Origin of the sequence: Apibacter sp. B2966 (assembly GCF_011082485.1) — a bacterium.
In the GTDB taxonomy this organism is placed as follows: domain Bacteria; phylum Bacteroidota; class Bacteroidia; order Flavobacteriales; family Weeksellaceae; genus Apibacter.
Window position 1 is genome coordinate 1,815,118 of the sequence record NZ_CP049714.1, and the last position, 18,417, is coordinate 1,833,534.

General features: G+C 29.9%; 15 protein-coding genes. 8 read left to right on the top strand and 7 right to left on the bottom strand.

The genetic code is table 11. The annotated features are described in order from the left end of the window. The first annotated feature begins 2 nt into the window (after positions 1–2). Both G8C43_RS07825 and G8C43_RS07830 read left to right on the top strand, forming a co-directional pair. Entirely contained in the window at positions 3–503 is a 501-nt protein-coding gene (locus G8C43_RS07825; RefSeq protein ID WP_166005265.1) for a hypothetical protein, read from the top strand. A 714-nt stretch (positions 504–1,217) separates the two neighbouring features. Beyond that, a complete protein-coding gene (locus tag G8C43_RS07830) occupies positions 1,218–3,002 on the top strand; it encodes an LTA synthase family protein (protein WP_255490343.1) in 1,785 nt (594 codons plus the stop codon). Positions 3,003–3,008: 6 nt separating this feature from the next. Here G8C43_RS07830 and G8C43_RS07835 read toward each other — a convergent pair whose 3' ends face one another. Then, positions 3,009–3,704, bottom strand: a complete 696-nt coding sequence (locus G8C43_RS07835; RefSeq protein ID WP_166005268.1) for a 3'-5' exonuclease — start codon at positions 3,702–3,704, stop codon at positions 3,009–3,011. 81 nt (positions 3,705–3,785) lie between these two features. Here G8C43_RS07835 and G8C43_RS07840 point away from each other — a divergent pair, with 81 nt between their 5' ends. The 6 genes from G8C43_RS07840 to pyk all read left to right on the top strand — a co-directional run bounded on the left by G8C43_RS07840 (position 3,786) and on the right by pyk (position 8,989). Continuing rightward, entirely contained in the window at positions 3,786–4,562 is a 777-nt protein-coding gene (locus G8C43_RS07840) for an HAD-IIB family hydrolase (protein WP_166005270.1), read from the top strand. A 235-nt stretch (positions 4,563–4,797) separates the two neighbouring features. After that, positions 4,798–5,037, top strand: a complete 240-nt coding sequence (locus tag G8C43_RS07845) for an acyl carrier protein (RefSeq protein ID WP_055424989.1) — start codon at positions 4,798–4,800, stop codon at positions 5,035–5,037. A gap of 23 nt (positions 5,038–5,060) precedes the next feature. Further along, positions 5,061–6,311: a beta-ketoacyl-ACP synthase II gene (gene fabF / locus G8C43_RS07850; RefSeq protein WP_105296290.1), complete on the top strand. Its 1,251-nt coding sequence runs from the start codon at positions 5,061–5,063 to the stop codon at positions 6,309–6,311. 19 nt (positions 6,312–6,330) lie between these two features. Next, positions 6,331–7,083 (top strand): ribonuclease III, encoded by a 753-nt coding sequence (gene rnc, locus G8C43_RS07855; RefSeq protein WP_160542465.1) that lies wholly within the window; start codon positions 6,331–6,333, stop codon positions 7,081–7,083. Next, complete coding sequence (locus G8C43_RS07860) at positions 7,080–7,562, top strand: IPExxxVDY family protein (RefSeq protein ID WP_160542464.1); 483 nt, start codon at positions 7,080–7,082, stop codon at positions 7,560–7,562. The genes rnc and G8C43_RS07860 overlap by 4 nt, the downstream gene beginning before the upstream one ends. Then, complete coding sequence (pyk, locus tag G8C43_RS07865) at positions 7,562–8,989, top strand: pyruvate kinase (RefSeq protein ID WP_160568143.1); 1,428 nt, start codon at positions 7,562–7,564, stop codon at positions 8,987–8,989. The genes G8C43_RS07860 and pyk overlap by 1 nt, the downstream gene beginning before the upstream one ends. 76 nt (positions 8,990–9,065) lie before the next feature. On the opposite strand, the gene G8C43_RS07870 is transcribed toward pyk, so the two are convergent. The 6 genes from G8C43_RS07870 to G8C43_RS07895 form a co-directional block, all read right to left on the bottom strand. Next, on the bottom strand, positions 9,066–10,556 hold the full coding sequence (locus G8C43_RS07870) for a hypothetical protein (protein ID WP_160542463.1): 1,491 nt from the start codon (positions 10,554–10,556) through the stop codon (positions 9,066–9,068). A gap of 101 nt (positions 10,557–10,657) precedes the next feature. Beyond that, positions 10,658–11,851, bottom strand: coding sequence for a glycosyltransferase (locus G8C43_RS09990; protein ID WP_166005272.1), 1,194 nt, complete (start codon positions 11,849–11,851; stop codon positions 10,658–10,660). 5 nt (positions 11,852–11,856) lie between these two features. Then, entirely contained in the window at positions 11,857–13,044 is a 1,188-nt protein-coding gene (locus G8C43_RS09995) for a glycosyltransferase (protein ID WP_166005274.1), read from the bottom strand. A 15-nt stretch (positions 13,045–13,059) separates the two neighbouring features. Further along, positions 13,060–13,821, bottom strand: coding sequence for an alpha/beta fold hydrolase (locus G8C43_RS07885; protein WP_160542460.1), 762 nt, complete (start codon positions 13,819–13,821; stop codon positions 13,060–13,062). Further along, positions 13,799–14,098, bottom strand: coding sequence for an acyl carrier protein (locus G8C43_RS07890; RefSeq protein ID WP_105296282.1), 300 nt, complete (start codon positions 14,096–14,098; stop codon positions 13,799–13,801). The genes G8C43_RS07885 and G8C43_RS07890 overlap by 23 nt, the downstream gene beginning before the upstream one ends. Beyond that, positions 14,086–18,411, bottom strand: coding sequence for a type I polyketide synthase (locus G8C43_RS07895; RefSeq protein WP_166005276.1), 4,326 nt, complete (start codon positions 18,409–18,411; stop codon positions 14,086–14,088). Before G8C43_RS07895 ends, G8C43_RS07890 begins: the two co-directional genes overlap by 13 nt. Positions 18,412–18,417: the final 6 nt, after the last annotated feature.

An 18,417-nucleotide genomic window follows, 5' to 3' on the forward strand; every position in this document is an offset into this window, starting at 1 on the left:
ATATGAAAAATAAAATATTAATCTTATTTATATTGCTCCTGACAGTAACTTCAAACGCGCAAGTTGCAATTGGTAAAAAGAAGGTGGATAAAGGTGGAATTTTAGATTTTAGTCAAGGGACTACTAAAGGTATACTATTGCCTATCGTTGAAACGTTACCGGAGAAAGCGGTTGACGGAACTTTTATAATGGATAAAGAAGATGCAGTAGTTAAAGTGAAAATAAATGATAGTTGGATGGATTTAACCGGAACGGGTAGTGTTTCCAATGTGGAGTTTAATGATTCTGTTGAAAAAGGAAATGGGGTTGTCATCGGAGATTATACTAGTTCAACACCGGAGGGAGTATTAGTCTTAGAGGCGGCTGATAAAGCTTTAATTTTACCAAAAATTTCCGATCCTCATTTAAATGTAAAAAGTCCACATCCGGGAATGATTTGTTATGATACAGCAAGTCAATGTATAGCGATTTTTGATGGTTTACAATGGAATTATTGGAAGTAAAAGAAAATTTTAGTGGATAAATGCTAAATAAATTTTTTACTAATCCATAGAATGGATAAATTTAATTGATAAAAAAGGGTAAATTAATTTACCCTTTTTTATTTAATGAATTTTATAATTATAGTAATAGAGAATATTAATTAGTAAAGAAAAAAGTCTTAAAAATATATTTTTAAAAATAAGCTTAATAATTAAATAAGTAATTCAAGCAATGCTTAAATTAAAATTTAAAAATTCCATAAAAATTTTTCAAACAAGTTGTGAATTATAATAATTTTATATATTTGATTATTTACAATAATTTAGAAAAAATAATAATTAATAGTTGATTATACTATTGATAATTTTTTTTCGTTATTTTAAATAGTATAAAAAAAATAATACGTTTCATTTAATAAATAATAAATAAACTAAAGAAAATACGATAAATAATTAATGAAAAAGTTAGTAGCGCCATTTATAAAGATTTCAAGTTTTTACATAATAGTTGGTTTAATCTTAAGAATTGTTCTTCTCTTTTCACCTGTTACTGATTCAAATTTTTCATTTATTGACTATTTAAAAATATTTTCTGTTGGTTTACTTAATGATTTTTGTGTATCAATTTTAATTTTTGTTTTTTTTTGGATACATCTAATCTTCATTACCGATTCAAAATTTAAATCACCTTTAAAATACATTATATTATGTCTTTTTTTGATTTTAATTGGTTATTTGTTTCTTTTTAAAACGGTTTTTGATGATTATGGAAGTGCTGTTCCTAAAATAATAAAAACATTTGTACTAATAAAAGCTTCATCATATATAATATTGCTATTGATCCCTAAAATAAGGCAAACATGGCGTTATTGCATATACTTTTTTATTTTCTTTTTATACATTTTTTTAATTAATTTCAATGTAATCAGTGAATTTTTATTTTGGAATGAATTCGGGGTAAGATATAATTTTATAGCTGTTGACTATTTAATATATACCAATGAGGTAATCGGGAATATTCTAGAATCCTATCCTATTATTCCCATGTTTTCTGCATTAATAGTAATCTCAGTATTGATTACCATATTTTATCTCAAAAAATCCAAAAATTACTTTGAAGATTTACCTAATTTTAAAACAAAATTAATAAACAGTATAGTTTATATAATACTATTTATCGGTGCGATTTTTCTTTTAAAAGTAAATGAAAAGTATGAAAATTCAGATAATGCCTTTGTAAATGAATTACAAGCAAATGGATTAGTTCGATTTTGTAATGCATATAGCGACAGTTCCTTAAATTATGATAAATTTTATGCAAAATTGCCCTTACAAAAAGCATTTTCACTAATTAATAAAATTTATGATAATGAATGGTCTGCAAATAATAATACCAAAATTATAAAGGATACGCTTCCGGAACTTCATAAAAACGTTATTCTTGTAACCATAGAAAGTATGAGTGCAAGTTTTCTAAAGGAATTTGGAAATACTCAAAATTTGACACCTAACTTAGATAAGTTAGCAAAAGAAGGACTTTTTTTTACAGATATGTATGCTACCGGTAATAGAACCGTTAGAGGGTTAGAATCTGTTACCCTATGTATCCCGCCATCACCCGGTGAAAGTTTAATAAAAAGAAATAACAATGATCATATGTTTTCTACGGGGTATTTATTCAAACGCAGAGGATATACGGTTCAATATTTTTATGGTGGATATGGATATTTTGATAATATGAATACTTTTTTTGAAGGAAATGGGTATAATATTATAGATAGAAGTTCTTTTAAAAAAGATGAAATAACTTTTGCTAATATATGGGGAGTTTGTGACGAAGATATGTTTATGAAAGCTATCCATGTATTTGATGAAAATAGTAAACATAAGTCTCCCTTTTTCGGACACATTATGACAGTAAGTAATCACAGACCATTTACCTATCCCTCAGGGAAAATAGATATATCTAATACCAGTAAATCCAGAAAAGGAGGAGTAAAATATACGGATTATGCTATTGGTAGATTTATCGAAGAAGCAAAAAAACGTCCTTGGTTCCCTAATACAGTATTCGTGTTTGTAGCAGATCACTGTGCCTCAAGTGCCGGTAAAGAAGATATTCCTTTGGATAAATACAAAATACCTGCAATTATATATTCTCCGGGGTTTATAAAATCGGAAAAGTTTTCTAAACTGGTTTCCCAAATTGATCTTATGCCTACACTTTTTGGTAAATTACATTTTTCCTATTCATCACGTTTTTATGGGCAAGATGTATTTGACTCTACTTATCAACCACGGGCATTAATTGCAACCTATCAGAAATTAGGATATTTAAAAGATAATAAATTAATTGTTTTATCACCTAACCAAAAAATTGAACAATATAATGTGATAGAAGGAACTCAAATGAAAAAATCAAAATCCATTGATACTTCTATAGCTGATGAAGCAATAGCTAATTATCAGACATGTTTCTATTTTTTGGAAAACAATAAATTGCGGGTTGAAAATAAATAAACAAATTTATTCTCTTTCAAGAACGGATTCATATCTCATTTTACGAAATACATTTATTAACGTAATCACATCATTTTCACAATATGTTTTTATACGTTCTAGATTTTTATCTTTATAATATACATCAGATACCTCACTGCCATTCATGTCATCTTTAGGAGAAGGCAATCCAAAAACATGAGATAATAAATCCAGTGATGTATAGTGTTTATAGTCTCCGAATTTCCACAAATCCATAGTATCAAGATGTTGAATTTCCCATGGTTTTTTACCGTGAAATCTTAAAATTTTAGGCAACTCTATTTGATGAATCATCATTCGCCGGGCGAGATAAGGAAAATCAAATTCTTTACCGTTATGAGCACATAAAATCAAATTGGATTTAAAATAATTTGATTTTAATAATTCATTAAATTCTATTAATAACTTTTCTTCGTAATCACCATAAAAACTTTTAATACGAATTTTTTTATCCTCGATAATTAATCCACAAGATAAACATATAATTTTACCAAATTCAGAAAGTATTCCTGCTCTTTCATAATAATATTCTTCCGGGGAAACATTTTCTTTCCTTTGAAATTGAGTTTTTTTCTCCCATAAAACTTTAGTTCTCTCAGATAATTCGTTCCAATTTTCATGTTGAGGAACGGTTTCCAAATCAAGAAATAAAATTTGTTTTAAGGGTATAGAAGATAACATACTAAATATTTAATATCTCAAAGGTAATCAAAACTTATAATTCAGATAATATTGATTAAATTTAAGAAATAGTAAAATATTATGAAAAATATATTTGTTACAGATATTGACGGAACATTAACTGCCCCATGCAAACCTAGCTTAGATGCTTACGGGATTAAAGCTTTACAAAAAGCTTTAAAATTAGGAGAAGTTATATTAGCATCCGGCCGCCCTTTTCAAGGAATTATAAGTATGTATTCACTGGAAGACCTAATCATTGATTATATAATTGCATTAAACGGAGCACATATTTTATATAAAAACAAGACATTCAAAACCTACCCCATATCTCATGATATCATAAAATATTTTTTGAGTGTCAAACAGCAATATTTAAACTTATGGTTTTACACAGAAGAAGCTTGGTATGCTTCATCTTTAGAAACAGAAGCTTACTGCAAAGAAGTAAAAGGAGTTAATCACCAGGCATTACCTTTAAAAGATTATAATTTTCAAAAGGTATTAAAAATAGTAATTGTTGAAGAGAAAAATTTAAAAGAAGTAACCGAAGATTTAAAAAACAATCTTAAAGGGGTTCACATAACTGCTTCATCAAATTCTTACATAGAAATATTTTCTTCAAATATAAATAAGTATTTAGCAGTAGAAGAGGTAGTAAAAAATACGGAAAGTAGAATTTTTTCATTTGGCGATTCCTATAATGATTTGGAAATGATTACAAATTCTTTTTTTGGATGCGCAGTAAACAATGCGGTAAAATCTTTACAAGAAAAAGCAAATTATATTTCTTCATATAAGTACGGAAAAGGAGTTTATGATTCGCTAAATTACATTGAAAGAAAATTTTTTAAATGATACTTTATTGTAATTGCTAACTATAATTTAATAAAATATGACAGAAAAACATAAAAATTATTAATAATTTAAAGTACTATTTAAATGCATTTTAATGTGTTGATTTTAAGGTTAATAAAATTGCAATAAATTCTTTGAAGAATGAGCATTTCAATCAAAAAGTATTAAAAAATATTATTATAGTAAAAAAATTTTTATATTTGCCGACTGAACTATAATAAAAAAATAAAAGGTTATGTCTGACATTACATCAAGAGTAAAAGCTATCATCGTAGATAAACTAGGAGTAGATGAAAGCGAAGTTACACCAGAAGCAAGTTTTACAAATGACTTGGGGGCAGATTCATTAGACACAGTAGAATTAATCATGGAGTTTGAAAAGGAATTTGATATTCAAATACCTGATGATCAAGCAGAAAAGATTTCAACAGTTGGTCAAGCCATTTCTTATATTGAAGAAGTAAACAAACAATAATTTACACAAAGACACATTCAAGTATGGCTTTAAAACGAGTAGTAGTAACTGGACTGGGTGCAATAACTCCAATCGGAAATAATTTTAAAGAATACTGTAAAGCTTTATTAAGCGGAGTTAGTGGGGCTAGTCCAATTACTCTATTTGACGCAACAAATTTTAAAACAAAATTCGCTTGCGAAGTAAAAAATTATAATCCAGAGGATTATTTTGAAAAAAAAGATATTCGCAAATATGATCGATGTGCTCAATTTGGATTAATTTCTACCAAAGAAGCAGTAATCGATAGTAAAATATTAGAATATTCTGATTTAAATAAAGATAGAGTAGGAGTTGTATGGGGATCCGGAATAGGTGGTTTAAACACTTTTGAGCAAGAAATTACCGCTTATGCTTTAGGAAATGGAACCCCTAGATTTAATCCATTCTTCATTCCAAAAATGATTGCAGATATGACCGCAGGTCTTATTTCAATCGAATATGGATTTAGAGGGCCGAATTATGCAACTGTTTCAGCTTGTGCTTCTTCTTCCAATTCTATAATTGATGCTTTAATGCTATTAAGATTAGGTAAGGCAGATGTAATTATAACAGGAGGTTCCGAAGCCGGGATAGTAGCGAGTGGTGTTGGTGGTTTTAACGCTTTACACGCTATGTCTACTCGTAATGATGATCCTAAAACTGCCTCTAGACCTTTTGATAAGGATAGAGATGGATTTGTTCTTGGAGAAGGAGCAGGAACCCTTATTCTAGAGGAATATGAACATGCAGTAAAAAGAGGAGCTACTATTTATGCCGAAGTAGTTGGGGGAGGATTAAGTTCCGACGCCTATCATATGACAGCCCCGCATCCTGAAGGATTAGGAGCATATAATGTTATGAAAAATGCTATTGAGGATGCCGGAATAGAATTAACAGATATCAACCATATTAATGTCCATGGGACTTCAACACCATTAGGGGATTTAGCTGAATCAAAAGCTATCCTAAAATTATTTGGTGAACATGCATACAACATCCAGATCAATTCAACTAAATCAATGACGGGTCATTTATTGGGTGCTGCAGGTGCTATTGAAGCCTTGGCTTGTATTGTGGCTATCAGAGAAAATAAAGTTCCGCCTACAATCAATCACTTTACTGACGATGAAGAGTTTGATAAAAGATTAGATTTTACTTTTAATGTAGCAAAAGAAAAACAAGTAAATTATGCAATGAGTAATACTTTTGGTTTTGGAGGTCATAATGCATGTGTTATTTTAAAGAAATTTTAAAATAAGAGATTACTAACAAATGAGTATTTGGAAAAAAATACTTTTATGTTCATATTTATTTAAACAAAATTCTAAAAAAAAAGAGGAAACAACTTTTAATAAGAAAATTGAAAATCTTATTGGATATAAACCATCCAACCTGTCGATTTTCTATGAGTGCTTTACTCATTCCTCAATTAATACAAATGATAATAAGAATTTCGAAAGATTAGAATTTCTAGGAGATTCCATATTATCAAGTATAGTATCTGACTATTTATACCATCAAGCACCTGATAAAAAAGAAGGTTATCTTACTCAGATGCGATCCAAACTGGTAAGTCGAAAATCCTTAAATGTTTTAGGAGCAGATTTAAAATTAACCTCTTTTCTTCAAAAGAGGCAAAATACAAGTTTGGGCGAAAATATAAATGGAAATTTATATGAAGCGCTGGTCGGTGCAATTTATATAGATAGTGGATTTGAATTTTGTCGAAATTTTATAAAAGAAACACTCATTAAGCAAGAAAACTTTGAACAGCTTGAAAAAAGAATTGCAAGTTATAAAAGTCTGATTATTGAATGGGCTCAAAAAAATAAACTCGAAATTATTTTTAATACATTTCAAGAAGAAAATGCAGAAGAATCATTAATCTTCAATTCTATAATTCAACTGGATAATAAGATTATTGCTAAAGGAAGAGCTACTTCTAAGAAAAAAGCCGAAGAGAGCGCTTCCAGGAGAGCCTATCACAGTCTTAGCAAGTATTATAATTCTCTGCAAAATAAATGAGTATATTAAAAACATATTCTTTAGATTGGGAAGTAAATGATCCAATATTTGATTTTAATTTATTAGGATTTAAAACCTGTATTAATAAAGATTATGATTTTGTATTCTATTTAAATAAGAATTGTAACCTTAATTTTAAGCGAGTCAATGACCAGCAAATAATAGAAGATGGGATTACTTATATTTTCTCAATTTATAGGTTTTTCCATGAAAAAACTAAACAAAAATTAGAATTAATAAGTAACTTCTCCTTTCCTCAAACCATACATGAAAATGATAGTTTTTTTGACCAGATCGAAAAAGTTAAAATTTTAATCCCCGAATATAAATATTACAATTATTTCTTAAAATCAGATGTCATATTAGATGAAGAATTCTATATAAATTTGGGAAATCTTAAAAATATTTATAAATTTAGTGAAATAAATATAGATAAAATTAAAATAAAAAATTTAGAAAATTTGATATTACCTACATAATGAGTGGATTTAGAAAAAAAACGAAGATAGTAGCTACTATTGGTCCTGCATCTGAAGATAAGAATACATTATTAAAGATGTTCCAAGCAGGTGTAAATGTAATTAGAGTGAATTTCTCTCATGCAGAAGAAGAAGTTGTTGAAAAATGGGTACGTACAGTTAGAGACCTCAATGAAGAACATGGCTTTAGCGTAGCCTTATTAGCCGATTTACAAGGGCCTAAACTTAGAGTAGGTATTGTTAAAGAAGGAACAATTGTTAATGCTGGAGATACAATTACGTTTACCAATGAAAATATAGAAGGCGACGCAAAACAGGTCTATATGAGTTACCCCCAATTTGCTAAAGATGTCAAAGTGGGAGAAAGAATATTATTGGATGACGGAAAATTAATTTTTGAAGTTTTAGAAACTAATTTAACAGATAAAGTAGTAGCAAAAGTTATTCAAGGAGGTCCGTTAAAATCTAAAAAAGGAGTTAACTTACCAAATACTCAAATTTCTTTACCGGCTTTAACGGAAAAGGATATTAAAGATGCGATAACTGCGATAAAATACGAATTTGATTGGATTGCGCTTTCTTTTGTTAGACATAAAGAGGATGTTATAGATTTACAAAATTTAATTAAGAAACACTGTGATCATAAAATCCCAATTATAGCAAAAATTGAAAAACCGGAAGCTATAACTAACATTGAAGAAATAGTTCATGTTGTAGATGGAATTATGGTGGCCAGAGGAGATTTAGGAATTGAAATTCCAATGGAAAAAGTTCCTTTAATTCAAAAGAATTTGGTTAGCATATGTAAAACTCACTGTAAACCTGTGATCATTGCAACTCAAATGATGGAAAGTATGATTGACGGGTTAACCCCTACCAGAGCGGAAGTTAATGACGTGGCTAATTCTGTATTAGACGGCGCTGACGCGGTTATGTTAAGTGGAGAAACCTCAGTAGGTAAACATCCGGTTGAAGTAATTGAGAACATGTCTAAAATTATTTTAAGCGTAGAAGATGATCACCGTATTCAAATACCTTTACACTATCCAAAAAAAGGCAGTGAGCGTTATATAACTGATATGATTTGCTACAATGCTGCAGTTATGGTTGGACAAGTAGGAGCGAAAGCTATTATTACTTTAACTCAATCAGGATATACAGCATTTCAAATATCATCCCATCGTCCACTAGCTAATATTATTGTTTATACATCCAATAAACGTATAATCAATATGCTAAGCTTACTATGGGGCGTTAAAGCATATTTATATGAAGGTGCGAACAGTACTGATGAAACAGTTGTTGAGGTTAACAATAATATTAAGCAAAAAGGGTATATTAAATCAGGTGATTTTGTAATCAACCTAAATGCAATGCCTTCTTTTGCGAATAGTTTGACAAACACATTACGCCTTACCCAAATTTAACATATTTAAATTTTTACCATAAAAAAAGAGTTCAGTTTATAACTGAACTCTTTTTAGTTATACCCTAAATAAATACTTATGGTTTTTTCTTATATAGAAAATAAATATCAACGGACCTTTCATCAATTGTATTTATGATCGTATCGGTAAGAATTAATTTATAATTTTCCAATAAGAATGGATTTCGTTTTAAACTATACGGTGTATCAATAGAATCCATTTTTTCATAATATCCATTACTAGGTATGTATTGCTGTATGATAACAAAATCAGTTTTTTTATCTTTTAAATATTGAAATTGTTCATCTCTTAATTGAGGATAAAATTTATGAGAAAGATTAGGAGTAACAAAATACTTAATGTTAGGCACTATATTACATGTAGTAAAAAGATTATTTGCCAGACCAAATCCTAAATTTAATAAAGTAGGATTATTTTCTTTCATAATTTCCTTTTTTAACCTCATGGTCATTAAAGCTTTTCGGTCATAATTTTCATCCGTTAATATCCATTCTTCTATGCGCGTATTATCAAGTCCTGACATCCCCGCACAGGTAAATACGAAAACCAACATAGTAAAAAATAATGTTTTACTTGAGTTTATATAAAATGAGCCAAAACATTTTTGGAATATGGCTCCAACATATATAAAACCTATAAACCCGAAAATTAAAAAAGGTATAGGATAATAATATTGAAATTTACCCATAAAGATAACCGAATATAAAATAAATCCGGAAAATACTATACCTACTCTAGCAAATATATTTTTAACATATTTAAATGGAAATAAAAATATTCCCATAAAAGCAAGTAAAAACAAACAGGTGGGTTCTAAAAATAAATAAAGAATTCTTGCCAATAGTCTTAAAACAATATCCTTAGGAGTTCCTAATTTTGCATAAGCACTATTCAACTCAATATATATTTTATAAGCCTCTTCTAAACAATTATGTGTGTATAGATATCCAATAACAGGGATACTAACAAATAAAAACCCTAAAATAAATGCTAAAATATTATATAAAAAGTTTTTATATTCCTTATGATATAAAATATTGATAAATATCGCAGAAAGTGGGAAAATCCAAAATGCTATAAGATTTATTTTAGTATATAACACAGCAGTTACTAACAAACCATTAATAAACATATATATTGGTTTGTGAATAGGATTTTCAGATTTAAAATATTTAAAAAATAAGTATAAGGTGACCCCTTCCATACATAAAATAAATTCTTCAGCAGAACCTCCCGCTTTCATAATCTTAATTAAAAAAATAAAGAATGCGGTGGTAATTACAAAAGAAATGAATTTACCTAAGAATAGTCTAGAAGTAGAATATAAAGAGAATGCTAAAATAAACCAGGAGGCTAATTCAATTAAAAACATCCCGAAAAAATTTTCATTGGAAATTATATATCCGGCTGCATAAATAAAAAATATGAAAGGCCCTTTATGATCGAAAATCTCGGTATATAAAGCCCTTCCATTAACCATTCCCTTTGCAACATTAAAATAAATGTTAGGATCTGCCCATTCATTTGTAGTATATAGAGGGGACATCTTTGAGCATATGAATAAAACACTTAATACATATATAAATAGCAAAAAGTAAATATTTCTTTCAGAAGTTTTTTCCATTTTATAAAAATTAAATATTTTACTTACACCTTATTCTTAATAACTAGATTTTCGATGAGCTCTGCAGCTTTTTTATTTCCTCCGGCTTCAATGAAAGATTCTTGAATTTCTTTTGCTGCCTTTTTATATTTTTCATTATATAATAATTCGTCGACCGCATGTTCTATATCCATAATTCTCATGCGTTTGTATTTTAACCGTATGCCGCATCCGTATTGTTCAATTAAAGTGGCGGTATGAGATTGGTCAAAAGCTATAGGTATTATGAGCATTGGAATACCATTCATATAAGTATCACAAACGGTATTTAATCCTCCATGACCAATTACTACATCAATATGTTTTAAAAGTTCAAGTTGTGGCACATAACTTTGTACAATAAAATTATCCGGCCATTTTTCTATAATAGAAGGGTCTGTTGCCGCAACAACAGTTACGTTTTTATCTTTAAGAGCCTCAATCATTTTAGTGAAAAACTCTTTTCTGATATCTACCAGGACAGTACCTAAAGATATATATATTTTAGGATTATTATCTTTATTTAATCTGTCCCAATCAAAAGGAGTATTATCCGGGCGACCGGTTAAAGCTCCGATAAATTTCATATAAGAAGGATATTCTCCATCATTATATCCTGCAAATTTTTGAGAGGTATAAAACATATTAACTTCTTTAGAAGAAATTAATTCTTCATCACCCGATATACCTAAAGATTTTTGCAAATTTATGATGGAATCATGTACCCATTGAGTTACTTTTGGTGCTGTTCCCGGATCATGAAGTGTATTTGGGGTAACAGGGGTGATCGTAGCCAATGGAATTTTTTTAACATGAGCTACAAATGCTCCCGCAAATGTAATACAGTCATTGATAATAACATCCGGCTCATAAGTATCTACTAACTTAGAAAGCTCGGCATACATTATTCTGGCAAAAGGAATATAAGTACCCTGAAGACCCAATTTTAATGCTTCCAAAGCAGGTAATTTAGCCCCTCTGTCTTGTAGTTTAATAATATCTTGTATTTCTTCTTTATTTTCTTGATATGATTCTTTTAATATAAAAAAAGTACCGCCTGCCGGAATAGTTTCTGGTTTTATTTCGGTTAATCCGGCCCATGCGACTTCATGACCGTTTTCTAATAAAGTTCTACCTATACTTAGACTGGGATTGATATGCCCAAAAAAAGGAGGGACAACAAATAAGAATTTTGACATAATGTTTAATTTTTTACTAATGTTTGTAAATAGTCTGCTCCTTTACTCACTCCTCCTGCTTTTTCAAATGAACTTTGAATCATTTTTGCGTTTTCACTAAATGATTTCTGATTTAATAGTGATTCAACAGCTTCTTTTAGATGAGAAGTTTTAAAACGATTAAAATTTAAACGTATACCTGCCCCACTATCTGTAACGCAACTGGATACAAAAGATTGGTCATAAGCAATGGGAATAACTACTAAAGGAATACCGTAAGACAGAGATTCACAGACCGTATTATTTCCTCCATGACATACCACTGCCTGCATCTGTTGAATTATTTCAAGTTGGGGTATGTTCTTTTGAATAATAAAATTATCTGGAATATTTTCAAATAAGTCAGGATCGGATACTACAATAACAGTAATATTTTCTCCCTCAAAAGCCTCAACAACTTTACTGAAAAATTGTTTCTTTTGTGTATGATCAAATGTGGTTCCTATACTTACTAAAATTTTAGGACGATCTTGACCCATTTTTTCTAGTTTTTCCCAATTAAAATCAATTTTTTGAGCGCGTGGCGATAATACAGGACCTATAAATTTGTAATTGGATGGCAAATCGGTTTCACCGAAAAATTCTCTTGAGGTGTATACCAAAGTTAATAATTGAGAACAATCAAGGCGATTATATCCGGAAACACCGTATTTATTTTGAAAAGCTATAACCTGTTCACCTTCCCATTCATGAATTTTTGGAAACGAAGGATTAACTTTAATTGATGCCGGTGCAGTAACGGAAGTAGCATAAGGAATATTTTTTTTGAATGAAGCAACAGCCCCGGCAAAAATTTGATGATCGGAAATCACCACATCCGGTTTATATTCATCTAATGCATTTTCAATCCCATTCATCATTAATGAATTCATGGGAGTGAGAACTTCTTCATATAAAAATTTAAGACTGTCAATTCCGTATACTTTCTTTTTTTGAAGCTCTTGAGCATGTTCAAAAAGCTTTTTTTTTGCCATTTCATCCATTTCTAAAGGAAGAACAACTAATTGGCCTTTTTCAGGCAATTGAGCTTTTAAATTAGCATCTAAACTATACCAGGTAACTTCATGGTTTCTTTTTAAAAGTTCATTGCCAAGGCTTAATGTTGGATTAATATGACCAGTAAGGGGAGGAACTATGAAAGTAAATTTTGCCATCTAGTAATTAATTTATTAAGTAAAAAATTCACTCAGTTTTTCGTTAATCCATTCAGGATTTTGAATTGGAATGTTATGATCTCCAGTTCCTGAAAATAAGGTTGAATCAGGAATATAGGTATTTAATAACTTCCCATCCGGTAAACAATCCGATTCATTCCCATAAAGTAATAACGTTTTATTTTTTATGAGACTCATATTTTTTTCTGTTGAAAAATTTTTATCCTTTATTAAATCTTGAGGCATCGAAGTTTCATGAAGTAGAAAATCAAATAATTTTTTACTTTTTTCAAGCTGTTTGTTATTAGGAGTAATATTTGTTGAAATACTATAATTTTTCATATAGTGTTCGATATACTCATTACCATATTTTTCAAGAATTTGCTCTGTATCTCCATTTTTATCTGTAATAGGAGAATCGATAATAGCAAGTTTTTTTATTTTATCCTGATGATGAATTGCAGTATATAAAGCTATTAAACCACCAAAACTATAGCCTACAAGATCAACTTTTGATAAATTTAAATGATTCAAAAGATCCAACAAATCATTAGAAAGAGTTTCTAAATCATATCCATTATCAATTTTGCCGCTAAGGCCGTGGCTACGTAAATCATACATAACCACGTGATATTTTTTAGCAAGTTCCGGAGCTATATTAAAATAAAATATGGATAAATTGGTAAACATACCATGAACCATTACAATTGTTTCGGAAGCTTCCGGATTGAGTTCTAAGATGTGAGTTTTTCTGTTATTTATCTGAATTATTGGCATCTACAATATAATTAACAACATCGTTGATTGATAAATTGATTAATTGATCCATATCCATACCTGATAACCATCCATTAAAATCTATATTGTCACCATAGGTAGCTTTTACTTTCTCCGCAAATGAAACAATTTCAATACTGTCCATTTCCAAATCTCTGGTAAAAACACTTTCCGGTTCAATAGTTAATTCTTCCGCTACGTCTTCGCCAATTACTTCAGTAATAAATTTTTTAAGTGATTCAAAAATAGTTTCTTTTTGTTTTTCTATAGAGTCCATCCGATTATGAATTTATTATTATGTTTAATTGTTTTTATTATAGTTTCATTGATAGTTAAATTTTCACCATCAATAGATGTTACTTCATATTGCTTAGGATTTCCGTTTAAACCAACACCAAGCATTTTTCCATAGGCTTCTTTAGCCACCCAAAAACGAGTGCTCCATTCTGCAATATTTTCTTTTGATTTAATAAGAGTAAGTTCTTTATCTGTGAATGCAATATCTAAAAAGCCTTTGTCACGTTCCTCGATGGTTTCTATATCAATCCCTACCGGCTTATTAGATACCATACTTACCGTATTGCTTCCTTTATGAGCAATTGAAATTTCTAATGACTCAGTTTCCTGAACGCCGTGTATGGATGGCTTATTTTTTTCGTCGTGCTGAATAGAAAATTCAATAGGGAAATATTTTATACCATTTTGGTTATTGATGTAATCTCTAACACTATCCTTAACACATACACGACTGATTAAGAAATCTTTTTTCTTATTTAACATTAAAGAATCATATCGACGTTTTTCTTCAGTGTTTAAATATATATGCATCAAGAAATCTTGATTTACAGCTTTTTTATATCGGTCATCGAAGAAATAAACATTCGGTGCTATTTCATTTGCCAAAATATGATCCGCCGGACTCATATTCGTATTCCATAGTCTGGTGTCAAAACCTTCAAATATTTGATTTTTCCAATTTTTAATTATACACCAAATTTTTCCGTCGCGTTTCATGATAATATCGGCAGTTGCCAATTTATCTACATAGGAGGTAGGAAGACAAATACATTCAAAAATTCCTTCTTGATCTTCTACATCTTGATAGAAATTAATTTCTTCAATTTTTACCGGAAAACTAACTTTAGATTCTCCCTCTAACATCAATTGAAGATATAAGCCATAAAGTTGACCAATAGTATCCATTAAAGAACCTTTACCAAAGGATTTCTTAACAATGGCTCTTAATCCTTTTTTAGAAATGTTTGTAACTTCTAAAATACCTTGATATCCGGGACCATGGAACATATGATCTTTATAAATAATTTCCGGAGTAGGAAGAGCTACCGCATTTTCTCCAAAATCAATATTTTCAAGATAAGCAGGGTCTGCACTTGGATATGCATCGCCTAAAGTTACATCTCCATTTGCGAAATTTTTGATTTTCAAAGAAACTACATTTTCAGTTTTCCAAGTTCCTTCAATGGTATGTTGGAAAGGTTTATATACTTTCATCCATTGGAAAACACTTACAGGTCCCAAACGAAGAACTTTTTTATTTAAGTTTTGTTTATGAGCCGCTTCTATTAACAACTCAAAAGTCATGGTCATAGGTATAACCGGACACATATCTTCAACAACTTTCCAATTTTTAGGTTGTCTGAATAAAGAATGATCTATTATATAAGGATAATTCTTTAAGTCGATATCTAATTTTTCTTCAAAAGAACTTCCAACTTTTATCTCTTGAGTAACCGTATTAGGAATAATTGGTTGAGGAGCATATTCTTTTAAGGGTACAAAATCAGTAACTAAATAATCAGAATTTGATGCAAATGCTTTTCTTGTTTCAACCATTTCAGTAAATTCCTTTTGCATGAGAATAAGTTCTTGAGTATACTCATTCATCGCTTGAATAACCGGATGATTGGATTTAATGAAAAGAGAATTTATAGAATCTGATTCGGTAGTATGAATTTTATATTTATTGGATAATTCCTGTAATAAAGGAAAGTTTTTTACTAAAGATTGGTTTTCAAAAACTTGAATCTCTTCTATAGAAGAAGTTTCCTTATTTTTAAGACCTATGAAAGAAGTATTAATTTCTTTACCTTCAATGAATAATAAAGAAAGTACCCTTCTCAATTGTTCCAGAGTTGAAAGTTTAGGAACTGTAGCCGATATTGCAGCATATTCTTTATTTTTAAGAATATCATCCACAAAACCTATTAAACTTCCACTTCCTATTTGTATAAAAAATCTAACATTTTCTTTTTCATATAATTTTTCAATTAATTCACGAAAAAGAACGGCTTGAGTTAGATGTTGCATGGTTAATTCTTTGAAAGATTCAAAATCATGCGGGTAAACATTTAGGGTAGTGGCCGACCAAACCGGAATGTCATTTTTTTCAATCTTAATATAATTAAGATCGTCCAGTAAATAAAGCTTCTTTTTTAGGAATGGTGAATGAAAGCCGGATTTAAAATCTAAAACTTGATAAAATATACTTTTAGATTTTAAGATTTGTATTAATTGATCTTTTGCTGTTTCCGTTCCACACAAAAGAACTTGGTTGGGACAATTATCATTGGACAAGTAAAGATCCTGGATTCCATCTAAAATGGGATTTACTGTTTCTGTACCGGCACCTACGGCGATAAAATACACATCGTCCATATTGTATTTTTCCGGTTCCATTGAATTTAATAAATTTTCAACGGATTCATCAGAAACCAGACCACCTGATTTTGCTGCGAACCATTCTCCTAAACTATGCCCTGCAGTTAAATCGGGTATTATACCCATTTTTTTTAACGCTCCGTCTATAATTTCACCTCCGTGAAATTGTTTAAAAGACTGGTCAAGTAATAAATTACCTGTAATTCTTTCTTTAGGTATTTTATACCCAAAATATTTTGCAATACTTTCTACTTCTGGATTAGATGAAGGATCGAATCCCGGAAATAAGAAAGCTATTTTTTCATTTTTTCTTAAAAGAGGTTTGTTTGAGAACCAAATATCTTGTCTTCCTTTCCAGGGCTTATCTTTTGAAATTAATTTTTTAGCTTTTTCAATACGATCCGATGTTGGATTAAAAAGAACTAATCGATAAGTACCGTTTGGATCAGATAAGGAAAAATCTCTTTTATCTAAAGCTTCAATTAACGCCTCTTTAGATGAAGCGGAAATAGCAATCGCTTCGTTGTCAAAAACCGGAATTGAAGAGTTGTTTTCCTCGGCATGACTATGTGCCTGTAAAACAACGTGTGCACTCATACCGTCAATACCAAATGCGCTAACCCCTGCATGCAACGGAATTTCTTTTTCATTCCAATCGATTATTTCAGTAACAGGTGAAATTTGTGTATTTTTTAGTGAATTATTAGGATTTTCACAATTCAGAGTTACAGGAATTTTTTTATTATATAAAGAAAGTGCGGTTTTAATTAAACCGGCCATACCGGACGCAGAAAGAGTATGTCCGATATTGGATTTTACCGATCCGATTAAAACTTTTCCATCTTTGAATAGTTCAGAAAGCACATCAATCTCAATTTTATCATTGCTTTTAATAGCTGTGCCGTTGGCCTCTATATATCCGATATTTTCAGCCTTAACTTTTGCATTTTTCCAAGCCTCCTGAATAGCAGTTTTTTGTCCGTTTGAAAAATTATTTCTATTGGAAGCAATTCCCACCCCTTTAATTACAGCATAGATACGATCATTATCGGAAAGAGCTTTACTTAATTTTTTTAGTACAATAAATCCGGCTCCTTCGCTTAATAAAATACCGTCAGCGTCTTCATTAAAAGGTTTAATTTCTTGTTTATGAGATAATAAACCCGAGTTTGAAAACATACTCCAATAAGGAGAATTTTGGCTAAATTGCATGCCTCCGGCGATTGCAATTTCGACCTTATTAGCAAGTAATTCCTGTATTGATTGTTCTACGGCAAGTAATGAACTTACTTCGGATGCATCGATGGTATAGGCAGTTCCTTCAGTATTAAAATGAGAGGAAACTATTCCCGCAATTGACTTTGTCGTATGTTCAAGTTGTAATTTGTTTTCTTGAGCCCCTTTATCCTTTTGAAAAGCCTCTTTAACTTTTTCAATGTCTTGATCGGAAATGGACGGAAGTATATTTTTAATGGCTAGAGCAAGTTGCTCACTGGTACGAACAATATCGATCCATTTTAAGTCATTGGAACTAATGTAATTTTCTTTTCCGATTATAATCGAAGATTTCTTTAAAGAAATATTTTTTTCAAATACAGAAGCATCCTCTAATGCTTGATAGACTAATTTTATTACTAAAAGTTGTATAGGGTCTAAATGCTGTACCTGTTCCGGTGTAATTCCTATTTTAGATGGATCAATTGTAATAGGAGGAATAAATCCTCCTTTATTACAATAAATATGATCTAATTTATTTAAATTATTTTTAAAGTAGATTGAATCAATTTTTTCTTCAGGAACATCAGTTATGGAATAAGTTCCTTTCAATAAATTGTTCCAAAAATCATTGATATTATTTGCTCCTGGAAGGAAACAAGACATTCCTACAATTGCAATATCTGTATCTTTCATAGTTAT

Excerpts from the sequence above, each read along its gene's own strand:
- pyk (WP_160568143.1), top strand. The coding sequence starts at position 7,562 with ATGAGTGGATTTAGAAAAAAAACGAAGATAGTAGCTACTATTGGTCCT.
- G8C43_RS07835 (WP_166005268.1), bottom strand. The coding sequence starts at position 3,704 with ATGTTATCTTCTATACCCTTAAAACAAATTTTATTTCTTGATTTGGAA.
- G8C43_RS09995 (WP_166005274.1), bottom strand. The coding sequence starts at position 13,044 with ATGGCAAAATTTACTTTCATAGTTCCTCCCCTTACTGGTCATATTAAT.
- G8C43_RS07825 (WP_166005265.1), top strand. The coding sequence starts at position 3 with ATGAAAAATAAAATATTAATCTTATTTATATTGCTCCTGACAGTAACT.
- rnc (WP_160542465.1), top strand. The coding sequence starts at position 6,331 with ATGAGTATTTGGAAAAAAATACTTTTATGTTCATATTTATTTAAACAA.
- G8C43_RS07870 (WP_160542463.1), bottom strand. The coding sequence starts at position 10,556 with ATGTCCCCTCTATATACTACAAATGAATGGGCAGATCCTAACATTTAT.
- G8C43_RS07860 (WP_160542464.1), top strand. The coding sequence starts at position 7,080 with ATGAGTATATTAAAAACATATTCTTTAGATTGGGAAGTAAATGATCCA.
- G8C43_RS07845 (WP_055424989.1), top strand. The coding sequence starts at position 4,798 with ATGTCTGACATTACATCAAGAGTAAAAGCTATCATCGTAGATAAACTA.
- G8C43_RS07885 (WP_160542460.1), bottom strand. The coding sequence starts at position 13,821 with ATGCCAATAATTCAGATAAATAACAGAAAAACTCACATCTTAGAACTC.
- fabF (WP_105296290.1), top strand. The coding sequence starts at position 5,061 with ATGGCTTTAAAACGAGTAGTAGTAACTGGACTGGGTGCAATAACTCCA.
- G8C43_RS07890 (WP_105296282.1), bottom strand. The coding sequence starts at position 14,098 with ATGGACTCTATAGAAAAACAAAAAGAAACTATTTTTGAATCACTTAAA.
- G8C43_RS07895 (WP_166005276.1), bottom strand. The coding sequence starts at position 18,411 with ATGAAAGATACAGATATTGCAATTGTAGGAATGTCTTGTTTCCTTCCA.
- G8C43_RS09990 (WP_166005272.1), bottom strand. The coding sequence starts at position 11,851 with ATGTCAAAATTCTTATTTGTTGTCCCTCCTTTTTTTGGGCATATCAAT.
- G8C43_RS07840 (WP_166005270.1), top strand. The coding sequence starts at position 3,786 with ATGAAAAATATATTTGTTACAGATATTGACGGAACATTAACTGCCCCA.